The 18,578-nt window shown below is 50.9% G+C and carries 15 protein-coding genes; all 15 read right to left on the bottom strand.

Going from position 1 to position 18,578, the window contains the following annotated elements; genetic code table 11:
• Positions 1-24: 24 nt before the first annotated feature.
• Positions 25-1,698, bottom strand: a complete 1,674-nt coding sequence (locus FO441_RS02735) for a ribonuclease J (protein ID WP_145285438.1) — start codon at positions 1,696-1,698, stop codon at positions 25-27.
• A gap of 18 nt (positions 1,699-1,716) precedes the next feature.
• Positions 1,717-1,974, bottom strand: coding sequence for a hypothetical protein (locus FO441_RS02730; protein ID WP_145285435.1), 258 nt, complete (start codon positions 1,972-1,974; stop codon positions 1,717-1,719).
• A 2-nt stretch (positions 1,975-1,976) separates the two neighbouring features.
• Positions 1,977-4,091 (bottom strand): polyribonucleotide nucleotidyltransferase, encoded by a 2,115-nt coding sequence (gene pnp / locus FO441_RS02725; protein WP_145285432.1) that lies wholly within the window; start codon positions 4,089-4,091, stop codon positions 1,977-1,979.
• Between the two features lie 106 nt (positions 4,092-4,197).
• Complete coding sequence (gene rpsO / locus FO441_RS02720) at positions 4,198-4,467, bottom strand: 30S ribosomal protein S15 (protein ID WP_145285429.1); 270 nt, start codon at positions 4,465-4,467, stop codon at positions 4,198-4,200.
• 100 nt (positions 4,468-4,567) lie between these two features.
• Positions 4,568-5,509, bottom strand: a complete 942-nt coding sequence (locus FO441_RS02715) for a bifunctional riboflavin kinase/FAD synthetase (RefSeq protein ID WP_145285426.1) — start codon at positions 5,507-5,509, stop codon at positions 4,568-4,570.
• 11 nt (positions 5,510-5,520) lie between these two features.
• Entirely contained in the window at positions 5,521-6,429 is a 909-nt protein-coding gene (gene truB, locus FO441_RS02710; protein WP_145285424.1) for a tRNA pseudouridine(55) synthase TruB, read from the bottom strand.
• 52 nt (positions 6,430-6,481) lie between these two features.
• Positions 6,482-6,817, bottom strand: a complete 336-nt coding sequence (gene rbfA / locus FO441_RS02705) for a 30S ribosome-binding factor RbfA (protein ID WP_145285421.1) — start codon at positions 6,815-6,817, stop codon at positions 6,482-6,484.
• A gap of 5 nt (positions 6,818-6,822) precedes the next feature.
• Positions 6,823-8,982: a translation initiation factor IF-2 gene (infB, locus tag FO441_RS02700; protein WP_145285418.1), complete on the bottom strand. Its 2,160-nt coding sequence runs from the start codon at positions 8,980-8,982 to the stop codon at positions 6,823-6,825.
• A 4-nt stretch (positions 8,983-8,986) separates the two neighbouring features.
• Positions 8,987-9,295, bottom strand: a complete 309-nt coding sequence (locus FO441_RS02695) for a L7Ae/L30e/S12e/Gadd45 family ribosomal protein (protein WP_145285415.1) — start codon at positions 9,293-9,295, stop codon at positions 8,987-8,989.
• Positions 9,292-9,579, bottom strand: coding sequence for an RNase P modulator RnpM (gene rnpM / locus FO441_RS02690; protein WP_237605031.1), 288 nt, complete (start codon positions 9,577-9,579; stop codon positions 9,292-9,294). The genes FO441_RS02695 and rnpM overlap by 4 nt, the downstream gene beginning before the upstream one ends.
• A 19-nt stretch (positions 9,580-9,598) precedes the next feature.
• A complete protein-coding gene (gene nusA, locus FO441_RS02685; RefSeq protein WP_145285410.1) occupies positions 9,599-10,648 on the bottom strand; it encodes a transcription termination factor NusA in 1,050 nt (349 codons plus the stop codon).
• A gap of 16 nt (positions 10,649-10,664) precedes the next feature.
• Positions 10,665-11,132 carry a ribosome maturation factor RimP gene (rimP, locus tag FO441_RS02680; protein WP_145285407.1) on the bottom strand — a complete coding sequence of 156 codons (468 nt, stop codon included), beginning with the start codon at positions 11,130-11,132 and terminating at the stop codon, positions 10,665-10,667.
• Positions 11,133-11,252: 120 nt separating this feature from the next.
• Positions 11,253-15,542, bottom strand: coding sequence for a PolC-type DNA polymerase III (locus FO441_RS02675; RefSeq protein WP_425473440.1), 4,290 nt, complete (start codon positions 15,540-15,542; stop codon positions 11,253-11,255).
• A 48-nt stretch (positions 15,543-15,590) separates the two neighbouring features.
• The gene (locus FO441_RS02670) at positions 15,591-17,279 is read right to left on the bottom strand and encodes a proline--tRNA ligase (RefSeq protein ID WP_145285400.1); all 1,689 of its coding nucleotides are present in this window, start codon (positions 17,277-17,279) and stop codon (positions 15,591-15,593) included.
• Between the two features lie 11 nt (positions 17,280-17,290).
• Complete coding sequence (gene rseP / locus FO441_RS02665) at positions 17,291-18,574, bottom strand: RIP metalloprotease RseP (RefSeq protein ID WP_145285397.1); 1,284 nt, start codon at positions 18,572-18,574, stop codon at positions 17,291-17,293.
• Between the last annotated feature and the right edge of the window lie 4 nt (positions 18,575-18,578).

The following is an 18,578-nucleotide window of genomic DNA, read 5'->3' as shown; positions in this document are numbered from 1 at the left end:
AGAACTGGCAGTCTCATTCCTGTTTTATATTTCGGATATGATCGGAATGATCATCGGGCGACGTTTTGTATTATCATACAGATACTTGCCGAGATCATCTCTAATACTCTGTTTAAGCGTACTCCATTCCAGTTTCTTCTCGTCCATCGAATCAAGTACGATCTTATGCACACGTTCCTCTGCTTCCTTCAGAAGGTCTTCGCTCTCCTTCACATAGACGAAGCCCCGCGACTGGATTTCCGGACCGGCCATGATCCTGCGTTTTTTCGGATCGATGGTGATGACGGCGATGAAGATGCCATCCTCACTGAGCAGTCTGCGGTCCCTGAGGACGATATTGCCGACGTCACCAACACCGCTGCCGTCAATCAGCACATTTCCTGCAGTGACCTTATCGGCACTGATCATCTTCTCTCCATCGTAGGTGACAACGTCGCCTTTTTCCAGAAGGAAGATATTTTCAGGTTCCACACCCGTTTCAGCAGCAAGCTTGGCGTGTGCAATCTGCATTTTGAATTCTCCCTGTACCGGGATGAAATTCTTCGGTTTCATTACATTGAGCATGGTTTTGAGTTCCTCGCTCATGCCATGGCCCGATGCATGGATGCTGCGCTCCGGTGTTGCCACCTCGGCACCTGCTTTGACCAGTTCATTCATGGTGCTGTAGAGGATGACTTCCATATTCGAAGAAGGTGTCGTCAGTATATAGACGATATCGCCTTCCTTGATGTTCGTCACTTCATGCTGGCCGCGTGACATTCTGCCAAGTGCTTCGATCGGTTCACCCTGTGAGCCTGTCGCTATGATGACCACTTCATTGTCGGGATAGTCGCCGATTTCATGGCTTGGCACAAGCAGACCTTCCGGAATATCGAAGTATCCCATGTTGCGGGCTACTTTGAAGGAGCTCTCCAGAGTGCGGCCGAGGAATGAAACCTTCCTGCGTGTCTTCGCTGCGTTCGTCAGCACCTGCTGGATGCGCACGAAGTTCGAGGCATAGCACGATACGATAATGCGTCCGCGTGCTCTGGCAAAACCGTCCAGAATATGCTCCTCGATCATGTTCTCAGGGGTGTTATAGCCCCTTCTTTCCGCCTCGGTGGAGTCACTGATGAGCGCCAAAACATCCTTTTTGGCTATATCGTACATTTTCGCCATGTTGTAGCCATAGCCGTTCTTCAGGCTCTGGTCGAACTTGAATTCCCCTGTGTAGACGATGGAGCCATACTTTGTCTCAAGGCTCACGCCATAGGAATCCGGAATGCTGTGGCTTGTTTCAAAGAACACCATCTCAGCATTCTTGAACTTCATGCGCGACTGGCTGTTGATTGTATAGAACTTCACTTTCTTGTTGACGCCCTTCGCCTTGAGGCGGTCTTTGACGAGTGCAAGCGTGAGTTTCGAGCCGTAGACCGGCACGTTCAGGGAATCGATGATGTATGGCACTGCACCGATTGCATCCTCATGGCCGTGGGAAAGGAAGATGCCCTTCAGCTTCTGCTTGTTCTCCTGGATATAGGTGATATCCGGAATGACAATGTCAACTCCGAGCATTTCATCTTCCGGGAACATGAGTCCCGCGTCGAGGATGAACATCTCGTCTTCCACTTCAACGACGTACATGTTCTTAGCAATCTCGCCGACGCCACCGAGCGGTATGATTTTGACTTTCGCTTCATTCTTTTTTGCTTCGTTCAAATTATTTCCTCCTAAAGCCTACTTGAAAGTGGCGTGGTAGAACTTCCCATCTATTGTGAGGTGGGATACTTTGACTTTCTTTGTATCGTATCTTGTCTCTTCGCTGTTCTTCAGCGCAAGATGATCGATTGTCTTTTCCTTGGCATTCAGATCCTTGAGTGCATTACCAAACATCAGATCTTCAAAAATGATCTTTACTTCATCGTCATCTTTGATCCTCAGTTGACCCGTGACATCATAAGTCACTTCATCAAGTTCAACTTTATCAAAAATCATCGCTACTTCTCTCCTTTTTCTTCCTCGAGCAGTACTTTGCGGGAGGCATTGACTCTGCCCTGGTTGTCGATGTTAGTTACTTTGACAAGGAACTTGTCCCCGACTTCCGTAACATCCTCGACTTTGGCAACTCTAGAAGTATCGAGCTGTGAAATATGGACGAGTGCGTCCTTGCCCGGGAAGAGCTGGACGAATGCACCGAACTTCTCGATGCGCCTCACTTCTCCCATATATACCTCTCCAACTTCGGCGACACGTGTCAGATCTTTGATGATCTGTTTTGCACGTGCAATCATGTCTGCATCGGTATGGCCGATGAATACCGTACCATCCTGTTCGATATCCAGTTTGACACCTGTCTCATCGATGATTTCATTGATCTTCTTGCCGCCGGGTCCAATGACGCCTCTGATCTGGTCCGGTTTGATGTGCATGACTTCGACTTTAGGGGCATACTTGCTGACTTCTGCACGCGGCTCGCTGAGTGTCGCCAGCATGTTGTCGAGAATCTGGGCACGACCGCTTCTTGCCTGCTCCAGTGCTTCACGCAGAATGTCTTCACTCAGACCTTCGATCTTGATATCCATCTGGATGGCAGTGATGCCATTTTCGGTACCGGCCACCTTGAAGTCCATATCACCGAGTGCATCCTCCATGCCCTGTATGTCGGAAAGGATCGTATACTGGTCATCCTTCATGACAAGTCCCATAGCAATGCCGGCAACAGGCGCCTTGATCGGTACACCTGCGTCCATCAGTGCCAATGTGGATCCGCAGATGGAAGCCTGGGAGCTGGAGCCGTTCGATTCGAGCACTTCCGAAACAAGACGGATCGTGTATGGAAATGCGACTTCATCAGGGATGACCTGAAGCAGCGCACGCTCACCAAGTGCCCCGTGTCCGATTTCACGACGTCCCGGTCCTCTGATCGGACCTGTTTCCCCTACAGAGAAATTCGGGAAGTTGTAGTGGTGCATGAAGCGTTTGTTCTCTTCCACACCAAGACCGTCGATGATCTGATGTTCGCCAAGCGCACCGAGCGTACAGATGGACAGTGCCTGTGTCTGACCACGTGTGAATAGTCCGGAACCATGGGCTCTCGGCAGCAGACCTGCCTGTGAATCGAGTGGCCTGATTTCTGAAGGTTCACGGCCATCCGGACGGACTTTCTCTTCAGTGATCAGTCGGCGGACTTCATTCTTAAGAAGCCCTTCGAGGATGCCGGATGCTTCCGAACGGATTTCCTCATAGTTCTCCAGAGACTCGTCGAATGTGTCGAGAATACGCTTTTTAGCATCATTGATAGCTGTTTCGCGCGCCTGCTTGTCCGGATCCTGGATGGCATCATACAGTCCCATGGACAGTGCTTTCTCTTCCATCTGGTGTGTGAGTTCATCATTCGTCTCAGGCAGCTGGAAAGGACGCTTTTCCACATCCAGCCCGCTCAGGATGGATTCCTGGAAAGATACCATTTCCTTGATGCTCTCATGTCCGAACATGATTGCTTTGAGCATCGTTTCCTCTGACACTTCCTTCGCACCCGCTTCGACCATGTTGACGGCATCCTTCGTGCCGGCCACTTGAAGGTCTATTTCAGAGTGTTCCAGTTCGTCCGTCGATGGGTTGATGACGAATTCTCCGTCGATCAGTCCGACAGTTACACCTGCAATCGGTCCATCAAACGGGATATCACTCACGCCAAGCGCAAGGGATGATCCGAGCATGGCAGCCATCTGGGGCGATGCATCGGGATCGACAGACAGCACAATGGACATGACCTGTACATCATTTCTGTAGCCATCAGGGAATAGCGGGCGGATCGGGCGGTCGATCAGACGGCTTGTAAGGGTTGCTTCCTCACTCGGTCTGCCTTCACGCTTGTTGAAGCCGCCAGGAATTTTACCTGCTGCATACAGCTTCTCCTCGTATGCTACTGTCAGTGGGAAAAATGGCAGGTCCTTCGGCTCTTTGGATGCTGTTGCGGTACTGAGTACCACCGTCTCGCCATAGCGGATGAGAACAGCACCGTTTGCCTGCTTCGCCATTTCACCATATTCGACAGTGAGCTTATGTCTGCCCCATTCTGTTACGTACACTTTTTTCGTTGATTCTGTCATAATTTGTCTACTCTCCTTAGTAAGGCTACTTGTTTCAATCATATCACTTTTGCAAAAAAATATACATAAAAAAAGGGCATATCCATAGGATATGCCAGACCATTTCTTATCTGCGGAGACCGAGTCTCTGAATGAGTTCGCGGTATCTTTGAATATCTTTTTCACGAAGGTAAGTGAGCAGGTTTTTTCTGCGTCCAACCATTTTGAGAAGTCCTCTTCTTGAATGGTGGTCCTTCTTGTGTGTACGCAGGTGATCGTTCAATGCTGTAATCTCAGCTGTCAGTACAGCGATCTGTACTTCCGGAGATCCAGTGTCGGATTCGTGTGTACGGTATTCCTGAATCAGTTCATTTTTGCGCTCTTGTGTAATTGCCAATAGAAACGCCTCCTTGTTATTATTGTTCACCACTATCCGAGCAGATGTCGGAGTTTCGCTCTGCCAAGACTAGGGCACTTCGCTCATTATACTTGAATCGTCATGCATTTTCAAGTAGGCCGATGGCTTTTTGCTTATCTTTTGCAATCTGTGCCTTCAGTTCATCTATCCCATTGAACTTCCACTCCGGACGGATGAAGTGGTGCCAGTGGACAGTCACGTTCTCTCCATAGATGCTCTCGTCAAAATCGAAGAGGTGCACTTCAATCGAAACACGCTCCAGATTGTCATGGAAGGTCGGTTTGACACCGACGTTGCATACACCCTTATGGACGGTCCCTTCATTATCAAGCTGCATGGTGACTGCATAGACACCTTTGGCCGGAAGGTGATAGCGGTATTCCGGTTCTATGTTGGCCGTCGGGAAACCGATTGTCCGCCCGCGCTTCTCCCCCTGTACGACGACACCTTTCACTTCATATGGTCTACCGAGAATGAGATTGGCATGCGCGAGGTCGTGTGCGGCCAGATCCTCCCGGATGCGGGTGGTCGAAATCTTCTCCTCGCCTTCAGTGATCTTGCCGACCCCTGTCGTATTGAAGGATTCATAGCGGGAGAGTGTATCAATATTGCCCTTGCCAAGCTTTCCATATGTAAAGTCGAAGCCTGCCACCACTTCCTTGATATCAAGCGCCATGATGTACTGCTGGACGAATTCATCAGGTGAAAGTCCTGCCAGTGCACTGGAGAAATTGATCACAAAGCAGTAGTCGATGCCGCGTGCCTCGAGCATGCCAAGCTTTATATCGAGCGGTGTCAGATAGGTTGTCCGCTGCTTTTTCGGACTCAATACAACTGAAGGATGGGGATCGAAGGTCATCACTGCCTTTTTCAATCCTTCCGATTCGGCAATCTCTTCCATTTTATTTATGACATTCTGATGGCCTCTATGGAGACCGTCAAAGAAACCGACTGCCACCGCAGAAGGTTCCAGGTCGAGCGCTTGCTGTTCATGTGGATAGTGAAGTCTGTAGATTTTCATTTCATCGCCTCTTATAAATTGAACATTTGGTATGGTTTCATCAAGTCTTCTCGTTCAGGGTGATCGTAGTATATTCCGATCGGTACGCCCTCATGCCTCAATGCCACCATTTCGACATTCTCCATGTCTACTTTGTCCATGATATCAGATTTGTCCACTTTCTGCCCATTGCGGATTCTGAAAAGGAAGTCCTGATCGGTAATCTCAATGGTCGGCAGTGATTCGATGATTTCTGCAATCGGTACAATGTAGTCTGCAGGATCTGAATCCTTCAGTACTTCAAGCGTCACTGTCCGGTCGAGGGTGAGGCCGCATGATTCCGTGCGTACGAGACGGGACATGTGTGCGTGTGCACCGAGTGCACGGCCGATATCGACAGCCAGCGTACGGATATACGTCCCCTTCGAGCACTCCACGTCAATGTCGAAGGTGATGAGACCATCCTCCCTTTCGATATCGCTCGTGCGGCTGATACTGTGGATGTGCACTGTCCTCACCGGGCGCTCGACCTCGATGCCCTGACGTGCATATTCATAGAGCTTCCTGCCATCCACTCTGACGGAGGCATATTTCGGTACCTGCTGGCGGTAGCTGCCGAGGAAACCTGCAACCACCTGGTCGATCGACGCATCCGTAATACCGGACAGATCTTCGGTCCTCGCTTCCACCGCTCCGGTCTGATCCTCCGTATCTGTGGAAAAGCCGAGTGTCACCTGCGCCTGGTACCGCTTCTTCTTCGTCTGCATGTATTCGGTCAGTTTGGTGCCATCCCCGATGACAATCGGCAGCACACCGGTCACCTCCGGATCGAGCGTGCCGGTATGGCCCACTTTCTTCATATGTAGAATTCTGCGCATGCGCATGACAACGTCATGGCTTGTCAGTCCTTTTGGTTTGTTGATGGGTATTACACCGTGCATATCCATATGCCTCCATATAAAAATAAAAACCTGGGGGGAACCCCCCTCAGGTCTATTTATCTTTGATTTCATTGAGCAGATTTTCAATCTTGTTGCCGTATTCAATGGAAGTGTCGTACTTGAATTGAAGTTCCGGCGCTTTTCTGATTCTGATCTCCCTGGCCACTTCGGAGCGGACCAGTCCTTTGGCACGTCCAAGTGCCGCTTCCACTTCCTCGCGATTTTCGTTGAGGGAAGTGAAATAGATGGTTGCAACTTCCATCTCCTTCGTCAGCTCGACATCCGTTACAGTGATCATTCCGATATCGGGATCTGATACTTTAGTACGTATCGTCTCGCTTACAACTTTCTTGATTTCTTCTGCAACTCTTTCATGTCTGTTGCTCATAGTCATCACCTTTCAATTTCAACCATGATATAAGGTTCGATCTGGTCTCCCTCTTTAAGGTCGTTGAAGTTCTTGATCGTGATACCGCACTCGTAGCCGGCAGTCACTTCCTTCGCATCGTCCTTGAAACGTTTCAGAGTATCCAGTTCACCTTCATAGATGACTATACCCTCTCTGATGACTCTTACACCTGAATCTCTGGTGATTTTGCCGTCCGTTACATAGGAACCGGCAATCGTGCCCACTTTGGAAACTTTGAATGTCTGGCGCACTTCCACATTGCCGATGACCTTCTCTTCGAATTCAGGGTCAAGCATGCCCTTCATCGCAGATTCGATCTCTTCAATGACATTGTAGATGATGCGGTGGAGTCTCATATCGATGCCTTCACGCTCTGCCGCCTTCTTGGCATTGACATCCGGACGGACGTTGAAGCCGATGACAATCGCCTGTGAAGCTGACGCAAGTGTCACATCGGATTCATTGATGGCACCGACACCCGTGTGGATGATGCGTACGTTGACGCCTTCAACATCGATCTTCATCAGTGAAGCGCTCAAAGCTTCGACAGAACCCTGGACGTCCCCTTTGATGATGATGTTGAGGTCTTTCATTTCGCCTTCCTTCATCTGCTCGAACAGGTTGTCGAGGCTGACTGCTGAAGGCTGTTCACGGTCATTGATCACCTGCTGCTCGCTTCTTGCCTCACCGATGCTCCGCGCTGTCTTATCATCCTTGAAGACGACGAAGCGGTCACCCGCATGCGGTACATCATTCAGACCGGTGATTTCAACTGGTGTCGAAGGCCCTGCCTTCTGGATGCGTCGGCCGAGGTCATCGACCATTGCTCTGACTTTACCGAAAGTATTGCCGACAACAATGGAATCACCGACCTGCAGTGTACCATGCTGGACAAGCAGGGATGCTGCCGGACCTCTTGATTTGTCGAGTTCCGCTTCGATGACGGTACCTACAGCTGGTCTGTCGCTTTTCGTCTTCAGTTCTGCAACTTCACCGACGAGTGTAATCATTTCAAGCAGATCATCGATACCATCACCGCTCAGGGCAGAAAGCTGTACGAAAATCGTGTCACCGCCCCAGTCTTCAGGGAAGAGTCCATGTTCGCCCAGTTCCGTCATGACACGGTCAGGGTTCGCTGTCGGCTTGTCCATCTTGTTGACAGCCACAATGATCGGTACTTCCGCCGCTTTGGCGTGGTTGATGGCTTCGATCGTCTGTGGCATCACACCATCGTCAGCTGCAACGACAAGTACAGTGATATCCGTCACCTGGGCACCGCGTGCACGCATTGTCGTGAACGCTGCGTGGCCCGGTGTATCGAGGAATGTGATCTTCTTGCCATCGGATTCGATCTGGTAGGCACCGATATGCTGCGTGATACCGCCCGCTTCACCTTGTGTCACTTTCGTGTTGCGGATGGAGTCGAGCAGGGTCGTCTTACCATGGTCGACGTGTCCCATGATTGTTACAACACTTGGTCTCTCTTCCGTCAGGTCGTCACCTAGTTCGAAATAGTTTTCGAGATCCGTGTCATCGACAATGACTTCAAGCTCGGCAGTGAATCCATTGTCACTTGCAATCAGTTCCACTGAATCGTTATCAAGCGGCTGGTTGATGGTCGCCACTGTACCGACCATGAACAGATCCTTGATGATCTTGGATGAGTCAAGACCCATCTTTTCAGCCAGTTCGCCTACTGTAATACCTTCCTGATACTTGAATTCCTTAGGAATTTCGACTTCCTTCTGAACCGGTTTCTGTTTCGGAGCATTATTCTGCTTTCTGTTCTTCGGTCTGCCGCCGGCCCCTGGCTTCTGGTTCCTGTTGTTTCTGTTCCTCTGATTCGGGTTGTTGTTCTGTCTCTGGCCGCCGCCCTGGTTCGTATTGTTGTTCTGTCTCTGGCTGCCCTGGTTCTGGCTGCCGGACTGTTTCTGGCCGCCCTGGTTCGCCGGCTTCCTGTTTGAACCGGAGTTGCTGGAAGCATTGGATTTCCTGAATTCCTTGTTCAGAAGCTCAACTTCGTTGTCTTCCAACGACTTCATGTGGCTTTTGACTTCAATATCTCTCGCCTGGAGGAACTCGATCACTTCTTTGCTTGCGACTCCGCTCTCTTTTGCATATTCATAGATTCTGATTTTACTCATCGAATCACTTTCCTTTCTCTTTAAGCTGCAGCATCTTCCGGCTGAAACCTGGATCTGTCACTGACAATACCACGCGGTTTGGTGCGCCCGTCGCAATACTGAGGTTCTCGTTGGTATAGTCATCAATCAACGGTACGTTGTAGTAGCTGCATTTATTCCTGACTTTTTTCGCTGTGCTGTCTCCTGCATCGCTTGCAATGAAGACCACTTTAGCCTTCTTGTGCTGGATGGCTTCTATCGTCTTGTCTTCCCCGGTCGTCAGCATGCCTGCACGTTTGGCCAGCCCCAGAAGGTTCAGTATCTTATCTGTCATCTTTTAGGGATATCCTCACGGTAGATCAGGCGGATGATCTCATCATAGACAGGACCGAGTGTGTCGCTGTCAAAGCCGAGTCTGCCTTCAAGCTTCCTGCCCTTGCGTGCTTTTTCCACCGTTTCAAGATTTTTGACCACGTAGCTGCCACGGCCGTTCTTCTTGCCGGTCGGATCGACCGCCACTTCGCCTTCCTTGGTGACGACGATGCGCAGGAGGTCTTTTTTGGGATGCATTTCATTGGTCAGGATACATTTCCTGAGTGGTACTTTCTTCTTCATGATATATCACCCGCATATCTTATTATAGGACGCCTTCTTCTCTCGCATCCGATTCGCTTTTGATATCGATCTTCCATCCGGTCAGCTTTGCAGCCAGACGTGCGTTCTGTCCTCTTTTACCGATGGCCAGCGACAACTGGTTATCCGGCACGATGACCATTGTGGACTGGTTGTCTGCATCCACGATGACATCGACGACCTGGGACGGGCTGAGTGCATTTTTGACAAAGACCTTCGGATCTTCATTCCATAGGACGATGTCGATCTTCTCGCCTGAGAGTTCATTGACGATCGCTTCCACTCTGGCGCCGCGTGCACCGACGCATGAACCGACTGCATCCACGTCCGGGTTTTTGGCGAATACGCTGATCTTGGAGCGCTCCCCAGCTTCTCTGGCGACACTCATGATTTCGACGGTACCATCATAGATTTCAGGTACTTCCTTCTCAAAAAGGCGCTTCAGCAGATTAGGGTGGGTTCTCGATACGAATATCTGAGGTCCTTTTGTCGTCTGTTCGACCTTATTGACATAGACTTTGATCCTGTCATTCGGACGGTAGACTTCATTCGGCATTCTTTCGGATTCGCTCAGTACCGCATCTGTACGACCCAGCTGGATGTGGACGAAGCGATGGTCGACACGGTCGATCAGGCCGGTCATCACCTCATCCTCCTTGTCGATGAATTCATTGTAGAGAATGCCCCGCTCAGCATCACGGAGACGCTGCATGACAGCCTGTTTGGCAGCCTGCGCACCAACGCGGTTGAAGTCCTTCGGTGTCACGTCCTCATCGAACGGATCGCCGATTTCATATGCCGGGTTGACCGTACGGGCCGTCCCAAGGTCGATCTCCGCTGTGGAATCTTCGACCTCCTCCACAACGTCCTTCCTCGAGATGACACGGTATGTGCCGTTTTCCATGTTCAGGTCGACCGTAACATTCCGATGCTGGGAGTAGTTCTTTTTGTATGCTGTAAGAAGCGCTGCTTCAATTGTTTCGATGAGCACCTCTCTCGGAATGCTTTTTTCTTTTTCAAGATATTCTATTGCATTCAATAGTTCCTGGTTCACTTATAAGCGCCTCCAATCATAATATTACCGCTTTTCTTATCGTTGCGATCTTGTCGCGGCTGACGACCACTGTTTTTGTGCGGGTCTTGTCCTTATACTCGATGGATACAGTATCAGAATCAAAGTGTTTCAGTATACCGGTCCATTCCTTGCTGCCTTCGATCTGCTGATACGTTTTGACATATATGCCCTGGTCCAGTGTCATCTCCAGATCATCGTCATCCTTGATCGGACGCTCGGCACCGGGAGAAGAGACATCCAGGAAATAGCCGCCCTCGATGATTGCCCATTCATCCAGCTTTTCACTCAGCATTTCACTTGCCCGGGCACAGTCCTCGAGTGTGATGCCGCCCTTCTTATCGAGATAGAGTCTCAGATAGTAGTCAGGACCTTCTTTCACGTACTCCACTTCGATAAGCTTGTACCCCATTTCTTCGACGAGTGGCTGTGCGTGTGTCATGACCTTCTGTTCAGTACGATTCATATGTCCATTCCCCTCCTTCAAAACTAAGAGAAGAACGGGCGCGCCCGTTCTTCTCCTTGTGACTGGGTATTTAATATCATAATAATTATATCACACAGCCATTATGCCTGCAACTTGAACCTACATGTCGAAAATGGAGAGCTGCGCCTTGTCGGGCAGGTGATCGAGACTGCCGAGTTCGGTCAGATAGTCGACGATCTTCTGGGAGACGCCGGCACGCTTGTTCAGATCCTCCTTCGATATGAACGGCTCTTCATCCCGTGCTTCGACTATGCGTCGTGCCACACTGGCACCAAGGCCCGGTACGGCAAGGAATGGCGGGTAGAGCGCGTCGCCTTCGATTTTGAACTCGGTGCTGTCGGATTTCTCGACGTCCACGGGTCTGATCTTGTAGCCGCGCTGTGCCATCTCATTGGCAAGCTCCAGCACTACGAGCGTGTCCTTTTCCTTTTTGCTCAGCTCCTGGAAACGCTGGTTCATCTCTTTGACCTTGTGCTTGATTGTCGTGCTGTCCTTGACCATCGTGAGGAGGTCGAAGTCCGATGCACGCACAGTGAAGTAGCTGGCGTAGTAGAAAAGTGGATGGTGCACTTTGAAGTAGGCGATCCTCACCGCCATCAGCACGTAGGCTGCGGCGTGGGCTTTCGGGAACATGTACTTGATCTTCTTGCAGGAGTCGATATACCAGCCCGGTACACCCTGCTCCCGCATTGCCGATTCATGCTCCTCAGAGAGGCCCTTCCCTTTCCTGACCTTCTCCATGATGCTGAATGCGAGAGAGGGTTCAAGGCCCTGGTACATCAGGTAGACCATGATGTCATCCCGGCAGCCGATGACATTTTTAAGGTCCGATGTACCGCTTCTGATGAGGTCCTGGGCATTGCCGAGCCAGACATCCGTCCCGTGCGACAATCCTGAAATCTGGACGAGTTCACTGAATGTCGACGGTCTCGTGTCTTCAAGCATCTGCCTGACGAACCCGGTTCCGAATTCGGGTACACCGAGTGTTCCGGTGCGGCAGTTGATGTCCTCTTCCGTCACCCCGAGTGTTTCCGGTGAACTGAAGAGCGACATGGTCCGCGCGTCATCCACAGGAACAGTCTTCGGGTCGATGCCCGAGAGATCCTGCAGCATGCGGATCATCGTCGGGTCATCGTGTCCGAGTATATCCAGCTTGAGCAGGTTGTCATGGATGGAGTGGAAGTCGAAATGCGTCGTCTTCCATTCCGACTCCACATCGTCAGCCGGATACTGGATCGGTGTAAAATCGTATATATCCATATAGTCGGGCACAACGATGATGCCGCCCGGGTGCTGTCCGGTCGTCCGTTTGACACCGCTGCAGCCGAGAACGAGACGGTCGATCTCTGCACCTCTGCGCTGCAGGCCATTATCATTCAAGTAGCCCTTGACATAGCCGAATGCGGTCTTCTCTGCGACTGTACCGATGGTGCCTGCACGGAACACCTTGTCTTCACCGAACAGCTCCTTCGTATAGTTGTGCGCCACCGGCTGGTAGTCGCCACTGAAGTTCAAGTCGATATCCGGTACTTTGTCCCCTTTGAAGCCCAGGAAAGTCTCAAATGGAATATCCTGCCCCTCCTTGATGAGGGTGCTGCCGCATGTGCCGCAGTTCTTGTCAGGAAGGTCATAGCCCGAGCTCACACTGCCGTCCATGAAGAACTCGCTCGTTCTGCATTCCGGACATACATAGTGCGGCGGCAGCGGATTGACTTCGGTGATTTCGGTCATGGTCGCTACAAAGCTCGATCCGACCGACCCCCGTGAGCCGACAAGGTAGCCATCTTCAAGCGATTTCGTCACGAGCTTCTGACTGATCAGATAGATGACCGCAAAACCGTTGCCGATGATGCTGTCAAGCTCCTTCTCCAGACGGTCGACGACGACCTGGGGCAGCTCCTCGCCGTAGAGCGCACGCGCATTGCTGTAGCTGAGTTCACGTATCTGGTCGTTGGCACCTTCGATATTCGGTGTATACAGCTCATCTTTGACAGGCACAACCGTGTCGATGCTGTCGGCGATCCGGTTCGGTGCATTGATGACAACTTCCCTTCTGACGGATTCGTCGAGGAATGAAAATGCATCAAGCATCTCATCGGTCGTTCTGAACTGTGCGTCCGGCAGCCGACCGCGGCTGAGCGGATTACCCGGATTGCTTTTCACAAGGATATCCCGGCACAGCTTATCGGATTCATCCAGATAATGGACGTTGCCGGTCGCTGCAACCGGCTTATCGAGTTCCTCACCCAGCGTGATGATGTTTGTGATGATCTCCTCGAGCGTCGATTCATCCCGCACGATTTCACGGTCGAGCAGCCGGCTGTAGAGTGCCTTCGGCAGAATCTCGAGGTAGTCATAGAAGGCTGCCACCTTCTTTGCCTCCTCATATGATTTCTGCATCATTGTTGTGAACACTTCGCCGGAATCACACGCGCTGCCGATCAGCAGTCCGGCACGGTGCTTCTCAAGCATCTGCTTTCTGATGCGGGGCGTCCTGTAGAAATGGTCGGTCAATGATGCGGAGACGATCTTGAACAGATTTTTCAGGCCTTCCTGGTTCTTGACCAGAATGGTGACGTGCGTCGGCATGGCGCGCTTGTATGAGTCGGCATCGGCAAGCTTTTCATTGATGTGGTTGTGGTTGTCGATGCCGAGCTTTTTTATCTGCGAGAGCATCTTGATGAAAATATATGCTGTCGCCTCTGCATCATAGATCGCCCGGTGGTGCTGGGTCAGTTCGACATTGTACTTTTTGGCCAGTATATTGAGACCATGCTTCTTGAAATCCTTGTTGATCGCGCGGGAAAGCTCGAGTGTATCGATGACCCCATTGGTGTAGGGTTCAAGCCCTTCCTTTTTGTAGGCCGCTTCAATGAAGCCCATATCGAAGCTTGCGTTATGGGCGACGAATATCGCATCCCCCACCCAGGCCTCGAAATCCCTGATGACTTCGGATATCGGCGGTGCATCAACAAGCATATCATCCGTAATGCCGGTAATCTCCTTGATCGTTTCGGTCAATGGCTCATGCGGGTTGCTGAACCGCTCGAAACGGTCGACGATCTCGCCGTTTCTCACTTTGACACCGGCAAGTTCGATGATCTGGTCATACTTTGATGACAGACCGGTCGTCTCAACGTCGAAGACGACGTAGTCGTGGGTCTCGAGCACGATGTCCTGAGGCTTGTAGGCGATCGGCGCACCGTCATCGACAAGCAGCCCTTCCATGCCATATATCATTTTGATGCCGTGCTTCTCTGCTGCATGATAGGCATCCGGGAAAGCCTGGACGTTATTGTGGTCGGTTACAGCCATTGCCGTATGCCCATAATCCTTTGCCCGTTTGACATATTCGCCGATATTGCGCAACCCGTCCATCTGGCTCATTTCTGAGTGGAGATGGAGCTCGACACGCTTTTCAGCACTTTTATCCGTCTTCTCGGGCTTCTGGATGACATTGAGGTTGCGGATCATGAGCACCATATCTCTTGAGAACTCGTCGTATTCCACATTGCCTTCAATGATGACCCAGTCGTTTTTGGATAGTGCATCAAATACGGCATCGTCATTTTTGCCATGCCTTGAGAACATTTTGGCGGCGATGGAATCCGTATAGTCGGTGAGCTTGAGCTGGAGTATTTTACGCCCGGTTCTGAGCTCTCTCACTTCACTGCTGAAGATGACCCCTTCCACTTTGACATTGAACTCTTCATCCACAACGGTTTCAAGTGGCCTGATATCATTCATGTTCATGGGTTTCCCGATCTGCTTGACGACATCTTCCTGCTGCTGCTTCATATCCGCTTCCATATCCTTGCGCTGTTCGATGAAGCCCTGAACAAGCTCGGTCTTCTCTTCCTTCAGACGTTCCTCGAGTTTTGTCCGTCTGTCGGAATCAAGTGCTTTGTCGACATGGAACTCGATGCCTTTGATCGGCATGCCATACACACTGTAGGCGGACGTCAGATTGCCGTTGATATGTTTATTGAAATGTGCGACTTCGATATCGTTCTGGACAGAAAACATCAGTGTGCCGCCTTTGAACTGCTTGTCGCAGTTGAGCAGCTGGAAACGGATGTTTTCATTGACGCTGATATCGGTCAGTGCATATTCGAGATAGTCCAGAATGTCCTTATCCGTATAATGATCTGCGGAAATGAAGAGCTTCGTATCCGCAATGTTCGAAAAAGCCTTGCTGATACTATCTTCCATCATGGCGCGCAGGGAAGCAGGGATCATATTTTCAAAATGAAGATGAAATTCCCACAGCCGCCTGTCATCATCCGATACGACTTTTTTCAGTGTACCGGTCGATAGATAGTTTTCGTTGCCCTTTATGCCTGCCTGCTGGAGCAGTATATTGAACTGATCCTTGCCCTTCACTTGCAACACTCCTATAAAAGCGCGTAAATCTCTGATTTACGCGCATGACTTCTTCTAATAGTTTACTTCCAGATACTGCAATACATCATCAATGGACAGATCCATCGATTCTTCACTGTTTCTCGCCTTCACTTCCACTTTACCTTCCTTGGCGCCCCGGCCGATGACCACCCTGTAGGGCAGTCCAATCAGATCGGAGTCGGCAAACTTCACGCCTGCACGCTCTTTTCTGTCATCATAGAGCACACGGTACCTTTTTCCAAGTGATTCGTAGAGCTCCTCGGCTATTCTGACACCTTCCTCATCCTTCGGGTTGGCGGTAATGATATGAATATCGAATGGCGTCACTGCCTTCGGCCAGATGATGCCCCGGTCATCATTATGGCTTTCGATGATGGCGGAGAGTGTCCGTGATACACCGACACCATAGCAGCCCATGAGTACAGGGGTACTGCGTCCATTCTCATCAAGGACATTCAGATTCATTGCTTCAGAATACTTCGTGCCGAGCTTGAACACCTGGCCGACTTCGATGCCTTTCATGAACTTGACAGGACCGCTGTCATCCTGCGCCATCTCGCCTTCAGTGATGAAGCGGAAGTCGTCATAGTCCTCGACTTCGTAGTCCCGTTCATGATTGACGTTGATGAAGTGGTAGCCGCTTTCGTTGGCACCTGTCGGGTAGTCCTGCATGTTCCGTACCTGGTGGTCCAGATAGACCGGAAGATCGGTGTGGACGGGACCGAGGCTGCCTGGTGCGGCATCGAGCAGATTGCTGATCTCCTCATCCGTCGCAAAGTCGACATCGTCCGTCTTGAAATACGACTTCACTTTGATGTCGTTCAGCTCGTGATCACCACGGAGCAGTATCATGGCGTAGTCATTGCCGATGCGCATGATCATCGTCTTCGTCGTCTCTTCCAGTTCGATGCCAAGATGTTCAGCGAGAGTGGCACAGCTTGAAACGCCCGGTGTCTCCACCTTCTCGATTTCCTTGCTGCTGCTGATTTCAGCATGGTCAGGAACCGGGCATCCCGCCTTCTCTATATTGGCGGCATAGTTGCTGCCATCCGTATAGACGATCGTATCCTCACCGATGTCGGCGAGTGCCATGAATTCGTGTGTATGGCTGCCGCCGATGGCGCCGGAATCCGCTTCAACCGCACGGTAGTTCAGCTCAAGACGGGAGAAGATGTTCGAATAGGCATTGTACATGTCATGATACGTTTCATCGAGTGATGCTTCGTCGCTGTGGAAGGAGTATGCATCCTTCATGATGAACTCCCTGCCGCGCAGCAGCCCGAAGCGCGGGCGCAGTTCGTCGCGGAACTTGGTCTGGATCTGGAACAGCGTCAACGGCAGCTTCTTATAGCTTTTCAGCTCATCGCGCAGAAGTGCAGTAATGATTTCCTCATGTGTCGGTCCAAGTGCGAAGTCGCGATCGTGGCGATCCTTCATCCGCATCAGCTCTCTGCCGTAGGCATCCCAGCGTCCGGATTCCTGCCACAGTTCCTTCGGATGCAGCACCGGCATGTGGATCTCCACACCGCCGATGGCGTTCATCTCTTCCCTGACGATCTGCTCGATATTATTGAGGACGAGCTTTGTGATCGGCAGATACGTGTATATGCCGCTCGCCATCTGCTTGATCATGCCCGCCTTCAGCATCAGACGATGACTCAGACTTTCTGCGTCCTGAGGGGTTTCTCTCATTGTAGGTATAAACATTCTGGATTGTCTCATTCATTTCACTCCTAAAGGAAAAATGTCTTTATATCATTCCATGTTACAAGAATCATGACCATAAGCAGGAACAGGACACCGACAAGCTGTATGTTCAGTTCGACTTTCTTATTCAGCGGTTTTCTGAAGATGCCTTCATATAGGACAAACAGGATGCGTCCCCCATCCAGTGCCGGAATCGGCAGCAGATTCATGATGCCGAGGTTGACGCTGAGTATTGCGGTAAAGTTGATCAGTGTGATCAGCCCCTGGGCCGCGACCTGTTCCGTCACCTTATAGATGCCGACCGGACCGTTCAGCATATCGAACGAGAACGTGCCGTCGACAATACTTGCAAACATCTGGACGACAAGTCGGAATATCATCGTCCCCATCTCATAGGTCTGCTCGGCTCCCCACAGTATCGGGGATATGACACCATGTTCCATGTCCTGCCCGATGCCGATGATCAGCCGTTCACTCGTCGTGCCGTCAGGCAGTTCGGTAACATCCACTACCGGTGTCAGTTCGACCTGTCGTTCCCCGCCATCATTTGAAACGGTGATATCAAGCGGCTGGCCGCCCTCTTCCTGTATGATCGACGTCATGTTGCCCCAGCTTTCCACCGGTTCGCCGTTGATCGTTTCAAGACGGTCGCCTGCCCGAAGTCCTGCTTCCTCAGCGGGTGTATCTTCGGCGACAAGGCCGACGACCGGCTCCTCGGAAGGTTTGCCCTGCATGTAGAACAGCAGTGTAAACAGTGCAAAGGCAAGTACGAAGTTCATCAGCGGACCGGCGGCCAATGTCATGAAACGATGCCAGACCGACTTGGATTCAAAGCGTGCCGTCCTCGGTGCGATACGTTCAAGCTGGGAATTCTCGACGAAATACGCTTCGTGCGAGAGCGGGTATGTCACCTCTTCGCCATCATGCAGACGGCTCGCACGGATGAACATGTCTTTAGTTATATCCGAATCGATGACTTCCACTTCTTCGATCTGTGTGAAGTTATGCTTGTCATCGAGGATGATGTGCGTAATTTCATTGCTTTCGTTCGTCTTCAGCTGCACACGCATGCCGGCGTTCAACGGATTGATCTCCATCTCTTCTGAAGCCATCCTGACGTAGCCGCCGACTGGAAGCAATCTTACAGTATAGAGTGTGTCATTATATTTGTAGGAAAAGATTTTGGGTCCCATGCCGATAGCAAATTCAGGGCACATGATTCCTGCCCGTTTGGCGAAGATCAGGTGCCCCAGTTCGTGTACTGTCACAAGCACACCAAAAACAACAATAAAAGCTAGAATACCGGTCATTCAA

Source organism: Salinicoccus cyprini (assembly GCF_007713705.1).
GTDB lineage: Bacteria > Bacillota > Bacilli > Staphylococcales > Salinicoccaceae > Salinicoccus > Salinicoccus cyprini.
This window is presented reverse-complemented; position numbering and strand designations above follow the sequence as displayed.